This window comes from Microcoleus sp. B3-A4, from assembly GCF_036705385.1.
GTDB lineage: Bacteria > Cyanobacteriota > Cyanobacteriia > Cyanobacteriales > Microcoleaceae > Microcoleus.
In genome coordinates, this window is record NZ_JAUBUI010000210.1 from 1 (window position 1) to 1,635 (window position 1,635).

Sequence of the window (1,635 nt, forward strand, 5' to 3'; positions counted from 1 at the left end):
GGGGATGCGGACAAAATCTTGGACTACTTTAGGAGGTAGTCCATGTATTCATACGAAGAACGTCTTAGGGCAGTGCAACTTTTTCTGAGAACAGGAAAAAACTGCAAGGTGACCATACGCCAGTTGGGTTATCCAACAAAGAACGCCTTGAAAGCATGGTGTGTTGATTTTGAGCAAAATGGTGATGTGCTCAAGCGTTACCAAAGGACCAAGCCAAAGTATTCAGAGGAGCAGAAAAAGACCGCTGTTTCTCATTTCATGGCTAACGGCCGATGTATTGCTGCGACGATTAGGTCTTTGGGCTACCCTTCACGCCAGAAGCTTTCTGACTGGGTCTGCGAGCTGTATCCCGAAGCGAAACAACGAGTCGTAGGCAAAGTTCGCAGGGAGGCCGCTTCGCTGGCTTTCAAACGGGCGGCTGTCTTTGAACTTTGTACAAGAAATGAAAGTGCCCAGGTGTTGGCAGAAAAGCTGGACGTGGACCGAGTAACTCTATACAACTGGAAAAAACAGTTGTTGGGGAAGGAGGACGCGGCATCCATGAAACATGACAAAGGTTCCCATGCGGATTCAAATCGGCTCGAACTAGAGAAGCAAATCCAGGAGCTGCAACGCGATATTCGCGATTTGAAACTAGAGCATGATTTGTTGAAGAAGGCCAACGAACTGCTAAAAAAAGACCTGGGCGTCGACCTGCAAATTCTGTGCAATCGCGAGAAGACAATGTTGATTGACGCCCTCAGAGAAGAATATGACTTGACTGAGTTACTCAAAAAATTAGACATGCCGCGCAGTTCGTATTTTTATCATCGGTCACCTTCCCGTGTAGGGGACAAGTATGCTGAGGTTAGAAACACACTGGCCGAGGTGTTTGAAGACAACCATCATTCATATGGTTATCGTCGACTAAAAGCAGCTCTTGGAAGAGAACGAGTGTTTCTCTCTGAAAAAGTTGTACGTCGGCTCATGAAGCAAGGCGGACTCAAGGCAGCCAGACCCAAAAAACGTCGATATGCGTCCTATGTCGGTGAGGTTAGCCCAGCCCCAGAGAACCTAATCAACCGCGATTTTACTGCGACCGCTCCAAACGAAAAGTGGCTAACGGATATTTCGGAATTTCAGATTCCAGCAGGAAAAGTGTATCTATCGCCGATGATTGATTGTTTCGACGGAATGGTGATTAGCTGGTCCATCAGTACCAGTCCTGACGCAGAGCTTGTAAACGGCATGCTCGACGCAGCAATTGAGACTGTGACTGATGCAAAAAACACCATCATTCATTCAGATAGAGGTGGTCACTATCGATGGCCAGGTTGGCTTACTAGGGTCTCAAAAGCCAATCTGACAAGGTCGATGTCACGCAAAGCTTGCTCGCCAGATAATGCGGCTTGTGAAGGCTTCTTTGGCAGGTTAAAAACAGAAATGTTTTACCCTAAAGACTGGCGCTCAACTTCAGTTGAGGAATTCATCGCCAAGCTTGATGCCTACATTCGCTGGTATAACGAAAAAAGAATCAAAAGCTCACTGGGCTACCTTAGCCCGATTGAATACCGTGAAAGTCTGGGATTTTTAACGTAAAAAAGTCCAAGATTTTGTCCGCATCCCCCCCGGGTCAAATTTGGGTGCAAATCAACA

At 46.9% G+C, this 1,635-nt stretch carries 1 protein-coding gene; it reads left to right on the forward strand.

From position 1 onward, the window contains the following. Nucleotides 1-42 precede the first annotated feature (42 nt). Nucleotides 43-1,578, forward strand: a complete 1,536-nt coding sequence (locus tag QUB33_RS29410) for an IS3 family transposase (protein ID WP_333221628.1) — start codon at nt 43-45, stop codon at nt 1,576-1,578. Nucleotides 1,579-1,635 lie beyond the last annotated feature (57 nt).

Coding starts and splice junctions, on each gene's coding strand:
- QUB33_RS29410 (WP_333221628.1), top strand. CDS start 43: ATGTATTCATACGAAGAACGTCTTAGGGCAGTGCAACTTTTTCTGAGA.